The 4,298-nt window shown below is 42.7% G+C and carries 6 protein-coding genes; 4 read left to right on the top strand and 2 right to left on the bottom strand.

From position 1 onward, the window contains the following. The first annotated feature begins 150 nt into the window (after nt 1–150). From BM122_RS20425 to BM122_RS20410, 4 genes are all read left to right on the top strand, one after another. On the top strand, nt 151–492 hold the full coding sequence (locus BM122_RS20425; protein ID WP_074907414.1) for a phage integrase central domain-containing protein: 342 nt from the start codon (nt 151–153) through the stop codon (nt 490–492). Then, nucleotides 452–1,012: a site-specific integrase gene (locus tag BM122_RS20420; RefSeq protein ID WP_083398636.1), complete on the top strand. Its 561-nt coding sequence runs from the start codon at nt 452–454 to the stop codon at nt 1,010–1,012. Before BM122_RS20425 ends, BM122_RS20420 begins: the two co-directional genes overlap by 41 nt. 533 nt (nt 1,013–1,545) lie before the next feature. Beyond that, nucleotides 1,546–2,294, top strand: a protein-coding gene (locus tag BM122_RS20415) for an IS5 family transposase (protein WP_143083576.1) whose coding sequence is annotated in 2 segments (ribosomal slippage) — nt 1,546–1,843 and nt 1,843–2,294 — 750 coding nt in all. Because the reading frame shifts where the segments join, the coding sequence is not laid out codon by codon here. Between the two features lie 287 nt (nt 2,295–2,581). Further along, nucleotides 2,582–3,220, top strand: coding sequence for a hypothetical protein (locus BM122_RS20410; protein ID WP_074907412.1), 639 nt, complete (start codon nt 2,582–2,584; stop codon nt 3,218–3,220). Nucleotides 3,221–3,446: 226 nt separating this feature from the next. Here BM122_RS20410 and BM122_RS24605 read toward each other — a convergent pair whose 3' ends face one another. Together BM122_RS24605 and BM122_RS24600 are read right to left on the bottom strand one after the other, a co-directional pair. Beyond that, entirely contained in the window at nt 3,447–3,788 is a 342-nt protein-coding gene (locus BM122_RS24605) for a transposase (RefSeq protein ID WP_218152197.1), read from the bottom strand. Continuing rightward, entirely contained in the window at nt 3,789–4,145 is a 357-nt protein-coding gene (locus BM122_RS24600; RefSeq protein ID WP_218152196.1) for a hypothetical protein, read from the bottom strand. Nucleotides 4,146–4,298: the final 153 nt, after the last annotated feature.

The following is a 4,298-nucleotide window of genomic DNA, read 5'->3' as shown; positions in this document are numbered from 1 at the left end:
CAATTATTTGTTGGAATGCCTTTTACCATACCTTGCTCTTGGCTGCTTGGTTGGCAAACATCCCGGCTTGATAAACGGGTTATGCACTTATGATACGAATTCACCGCAAAAGAAAAAGAGGCTCAAGATGAAATTGAACGTAAAAAGCAAATGCAGGGTAATCTCAGGCAGCTCTCAGAGTTTTATCTTGCTCATCTCAAGCAGAATACACGAGAAATTCATTTCCGTAATGTTCGTAATGCATTCAATAAAGACCTTTTTATAGTTGACCTAGAAACAAAAGCAAGCGATATAACGAAGGACGGTATTATTGGAATATTACATACCATTTCAGAACGTGGTGCAGAAGTAATGGCAAATCGTATGAGATCCTATCTTTCAGCAATGTTTCAATATGGAATGATTTTTGATCATTCTGTGGAATCAAGGGCAAAGCAAATAAAGTTTTTTAATCAATCCAGTAATTACGGTTCAAAAAGTAGTAAAGAATGAGAAAAGGGGGGAACGCTCATTAACTGAGGAAGAAGTAAAAATCTTTTGGCGGGCTCTCGATAAAAGCGGAATCTCCATCTTTAGAATTAATGTATTTAAATTATTGCTCCTTACAGGCTCTCGTGTCGGAGAAATAGCAGGTTTACGTTGGGATGAAATTAATTTTCATGAAAAAATAATTCTTCTGCCCTCAGAAAGAACAAAAAATGAGATTTACCTATTCCCTACAAGTAATAATACGGGGCCACAAAAAGTTGATGGGTTTAGCCAAGCAATCGACAGATTATTAAAAAAAATCACGATTGATAAATTTACACCAAGAGATTTACGAAGAACTTTCAAAACACTCACCGATAAAGCAGGAATTTCAAAAGAAATTAGAGATAGGCTACAGAATCATTCGCTTCAAGATGTTTCAAGCTTGCATTATGATAAATATGACTACTTAAAAGAAAAACGCGCAGCCATGAATATATGGAATGATTATTTAATGGGTATTTTGGATAAGGTTGGATATTAATGTAAGCAAAAAACTTCAAACCAAGAATTTGCAATCATCCCAAAAAAAATCAAACCTCATCGGATATCAATAGACTACCGTCACCCTCGCCTCCATGCTGATTTCAATAGGAGAAAAACCCATCTTGGTGGCTCAACAAATGAATCCTATAGATTGGGCCAACCATTTTCAAAGTCCGTAGCCTGCATGGTAAATATCAATTAATTTAATTACTTGAGAAATTTTAGTATCCTTCCCACATTTAACACAAATAGAGCCATATTTTTCTCAAAATACATCAGTAAGCTATGCAATGAGTCGATGCAGGCGAAAATTGTGTCCGAAATCTCATTCCAACCACTTGGCTTTCTATTTTTTTAATTAACCACATACCCGATCGTCATAACTGTAAGTTGACATTTCCTTCCGCAGACTTACAATCTCCACAAGAGCAATTTTACTAGGGTCTGTTGACAATTTGAGATAACTATTTAATAAATAGGAGAAAACTCGCAATATTGAGGTTCCTATACCACCAATAAAACAAGTTTGCGATGCCCCGATTGATGCTCAGTGATGAGTTCTGGTCGAAGCTGGAGAAGATTCTGCTTCAAGAAGCGATTGATAACAAGCACAATCTGCGCATGACGGTAGAAGGCATACTGTATCGAATGCGGGTTGGCTGTCCGTGGCGAGACCTGCCCAAGGCGTTCGGCTGCTGGAATTCCATCTATAAAAGATTCAATGCATGGTCATCCAGTAGTAAGTGGATGAGGATTTTTAAGGCGCTGACCATTGATCCGGACTGGGAGTGGGGGTTTATTGATGGCAGCTACGTTAAAGCGCAAAGCCAAGTGCGGGAGCGGTAGGTCAGGAAGACCAGGCCATCGGGAAAAGCCGTGCGGGTAACACTACGAAGATCCATTTAGCGGTTGATAGTTGTGGTTTGCCGGTTGAGTTTGATATTACTGGCGGAGAAGTGAATGATTGTTCTGCAGCACCCCAGCTGATTGCCAAGTTGCCTGACGTGGAAGTGATTGTGGCAGATAAGGGCTATGGCAGTGAATATATACAGGAGCAGATAGTAAAGAAGGGTGCCAAGGCTGTGATCCCGAGAAAGCGCAATTCGTTGAAAGGTAACGCAGATATGGATTGGGGCTTGTATAGTTATCGGCATTTGGTGGAAAACACCTTTGCACGCCTCAAGCAGTATCGGGCAGTAGCTACGCGATATGACAAACTAAAAAGAAATTATGAAAGTATGGTCGCCATCGCGTGCGGATATCTGTGGCTACCTATGTGAAATGTCAACAGACCCTAATATGTAGTTTTTATGCCTCAACAATAAAGGCATTATCGCCTAAATAGGTTTGTTGCACTATACAATGACTGATACCTTTTCTTGGTGTAAGCTACATATCCATGAGCCAGATAGAAAAGAGGGAACAAGAATGTTAAATGTAAGGCTTGGCCCCCATGCTTTGCAGTTCATCGCTCAGGTCTTCTTGCCTATTTCGAACTAAATGTTTCGATGTTAAACTGGAAATAAATTTAAACCATTTTTATGAAGGAAATGTTTTTCCTGTATGTATGAGTTACCTGGATCTGACAGATAATCAATTCGATCCCCAAGGATATTGGGAACAACCGCTGGATAAGCCCTATTTGCCACAAGCCCGTGATCTTGCACTTTTTGATCAAAATGGCTACGACTTAACTGACCTTGAGCAACTCTATGCCAAAGCCAACTTGACACCTTTCCACGCTCATCGGGAACATCGTCATGCTTTGAAGATCCCTTGGTTTACACAACCTGACAGGGTGGAGGGGGCCGTTCTTAATCACAGCTTGTTATTTGAACGCAAAGGGTATAGAGGGGAAGCGCTGGAACAATTAGAAAGATGGGCGCGAACTAATCCTCTGATTTACAAAATCATCAAGATGCGCCCCAAGTGGGGGCTGGATTTAAGTGTGGATTATGTAGATCGAGAAGGCAATGTTTTTGAAGTATTGCACTGGGAATATGACGGTTTTGATTACGAAGAAGTGGAAGCACGCAAACGACAACTAGAGCCCATCTTGACGGCTATTGACTGGGACGATGCCGCAGCCAGTATCCTTAAACAAAAAGATCAATGGCATCACTTGGATTTCTTCGCGCAAAGCGACTGGAAATGCAATTTCTTTGGTATCGTCAAGGAACACTTCAAAATGGTCATTTGGGAGTAGGCGTAGACTCTGTGATTCACCAGTCGCATACATCGCCACGATGGCTTTATTACGGTTAGCATAAGCTTGCTATCTTTTCAGGGATAATGCGGCTGAGTGACGCTGGGTTTTTCCTTAGTTCCTTAGGGTCAGGCCTTACAATTGACATGTAAGCCGTGCAGTGAAAAAGGCAGAAAAGAGGAGGCAAGAATGTCAAATGTAAGGCTTAAACATCCCGCTGGAATTTTCAAGTATTTTCGTTGATTTTTGTACGCATCTCATAGGCACGATTTTGTTTCAGCATTCTGAATATAATGCGGCAAAGCTGCCGGCCAAGCGCACGAATTGCCTGATTATGTGATTTCCCCTCAATCCGTTTTTTTTCATAGTAACCCTGTGATTCAGGTACGCATTTTCGATGCTTGTCTACTGCGGCCATCATCGCGCCTTTAGCTCGTGTGTTGACATGTTTCGGCGCTTTTGAGCCTCGAAACTTCCCTGAGCTGTTATCAAGGTTGGCCATCCCCAGATAGAGCGCCAGACTGCGTTCACTGGCAAACCGGTCAATGGTGCCAATCTCACCCGCCAACTATGAGGCACAGACCACAGCAAACCCCGGAATACTATCAATTAACTTGGCAGTTTGGGATGCTTGCATTAATGTCTTACAACGCGACTCCAACGCCTGGATATCGTTTTTGAGTGCCAGGATGCGCCGGGCATCTTCAATGATCATTTCGCTCACCCATTCCACTTCATGACTAGATGATGCATGCGATTGCCCTGCACGAATTTCCGCAGCGTACTTGCGGCCCACACCAGGAATCTTCAGCAAGGTAGATAGGCGCAGACGCGACAGCTTGGTCAATTCGTCAACGCGGGTGATAAAGCGCAAGAACCAGAGATTATCAGCCTCTTTGGTGATATCCAACAGACCAGGGCACACTGCATGAAGATCGCCCTGAAAGCGACTTTATACACGGCTCTTTCCATCCACCAAAGCACGACGGCGGCGACTCAACCGTTTGAGCATGTCGTTTTCCCGTGGTGCTGGCATGATTTCCTGAAGAACATCTTTGGCTAACGGCAGATGATCTCG

It is taken from the genome of Nitrosomonas communis, assembly GCF_900114745.1.
GTDB classification, from domain to species: domain Bacteria; phylum Pseudomonadota; class Gammaproteobacteria; order Burkholderiales; family Nitrosomonadaceae; genus Nitrosomonas; species Nitrosomonas communis_A.
Note: the sequence above shows the minus strand (reverse complement) of the source record. Positions and strands in the feature narration are given on the sequence as shown.

Bases quoted from the DNA above. Each gene is read 5' to 3' on its own strand.
- BM122_RS20425 (WP_074907414.1), top strand. From the start codon at position 151: ATGCAGGGTAATCTCAGGCAGCTCTCAGAGTTTTATCTTGCTCATCTC.
- BM122_RS20410 (WP_074907412.1), top strand. From the start codon at position 2,582: ATGAGTTACCTGGATCTGACAGATAATCAATTCGATCCCCAAGGATAT.